We start from the raw sequence: 2,008 nt of genomic DNA on the forward strand, positions 1-2,008 counted from the left end.
ACAAGCTCGCTACTATGGCAGTGGAGAATGTCAAAGTGAAGAACGCATCCATAGAAGATGCTTTGAATGCTATCTTGAAAGGAAAAAACATTTCTTTTAAAGTAGAAGATAACATTGTTTATCTTTCAGAGAAGTCAGCTGCACCGCAAGAAGGTAATCAGCAAGGTAAAGAACGGACCATTACCGGACAGGTATCGGATGATATGGGACCCCTCATCGGTGTGAATGTATTAATAAAGGGTACAAGCATTGGGTGTATCACTGACCTTGATGGTAACTTTACGCTGACTACTACTGAGGCAAATCCGGTGGTACAGTTCTCTTATGTGGGTTACAAGCCACAGGAGGTTGCAGCCAAAGGGCAGAATGCTATCAATGTGATGTTGGAAACTGACTCACAACTGATAGAAGAGGTGGTGGTAACTGCTTTGGGTATCAAGCGTGCTACAAAAGCGTTGAGCTACAATGTACAAGAGGTTAAGAGTGATGAGATTACCCGTGTAAAGGATGCCAATTTCGTAAACTCTTTGAACGGTAAAGTTGCCGGTGTAAATATCAACGCTTCTTCATCCGGTGTCGGTGGTGTATCAAAGGTAGTGATGCGTGGTACGAAGTCTATCATGCAGTCTTCCAATGCACTATATGTCATTGATGGTGTTCCGATGTATGCCGGAACTGGTAAGGGAGGTACTGAGTTTGACTCAAAGGGATCTACCGAACCTATCGCTGATATTAATCCTGAAGATATTGAATCTATGTCGGTACTGACCGGTGCGGCAGCAGCAGCCCTTTACGGGTCGGATGCTGCGAATGGTGCTATCGTCATTACAACGAAAAAAGGTAAAGAGGGGCGCGTAAACATTACTGTGAACAGTAATACCGAAATCTTCAACGCTTTTGTAACCCCTGATTTTCAAAATCGTTATGGAACCAGTGGCGGTCAGATTACACATAGTTGGGGAAATCTGTTGAATTCTTCTAATTCTTATGGATACAATCCGACAAGCGATTATTTTCAGACAGGTGTAACCGGAACGGAGAGCATTTCCTTGTCTACCGGTACAGATAAGAACCAGACGTATGTTTCGGCTGCCGCTGTTAATTCTAAGGGGCTTATACCGAACAATAAGTATGCACGCTATAACTTTACTTTCCGCAATACTACCTCTTTCCTAGATGATAAGATGACTTTGGATGTGGGTGCAACTTATGTGCTTCAGAAAGACCAAAATATGGTGAACCAAGGTACTTATAACAACCCCTTGGTGGGTGCTTATCTGTTCCCGCGTGGCAATGACTGGGAAGATTTCAAGATGTACGAACGTTATGATGCTTCTCGTAAACTGGATACCCAGTATTGGCCGGTAGGTGATGCGGGTATGGTAATGCAGAATCCATACTGGATTAATTATCGTCAACTTCGTAATAATAATAAAGACCGTTATATGCTGAATGCCAGTTTGAACTACAAGATATTGGATTGGTTGAGTGTCAGTGGTCGTGTCCGTTTGGATAATTCTTTCAATGATTATACTGAAAAGTATTATGCCGGAACAAATACGCAGATGACTGAGGCATCTACACGCGGTCTCTATACTATATCTAAAACGACAGATAAACAATTGTATGCCGACTTCCTTATCAATATTAACAAGAGCTTTGGAGAGAATTGGAACCTTTCGGCAAATATCGGTACTTCATTTATGGATATGCGTTCGGATGGACTGGAAGTGAGAGGTCCTATTGCTGACGAAAACTTTGAGGGTGAAACTCCGGGACTTGCTAACGTATTTAATGTACAGAACCTGAGTGCTAAGAAAACAAAGCGTATGCAGAACGGCTGGCGTGAGCAAACTCAGTCTGTATTTGCTTCTGCTGAACTGGGCTACAAGAGTACTTATTATCTGACATTGACCGGACGTAACGACTGGCCTTCGCAGTTGGCAGGACCTAACTCTACCAGTAAGTCGTTCTTCTATCCTTCAGTAGGTCTTTCAGTCGTGTTGTC

At 43.0% G+C, this 2,008-nt stretch carries 1 pseudogene; it reads left to right on the forward strand.

Annotated elements, in window-relative coordinates:
• Positions 1-2,008: pseudogene (locus BACCELL_RS15020) on the forward strand (SusC/RagA family TonB-linked outer membrane protein); the annotation flags it as partial.

The organism is Bacteroides cellulosilyticus DSM 14838 (assembly GCF_000158035.1).
Taxonomy (GTDB): domain Bacteria; phylum Bacteroidota; class Bacteroidia; order Bacteroidales; family Bacteroidaceae; genus Bacteroides; species Bacteroides cellulosilyticus.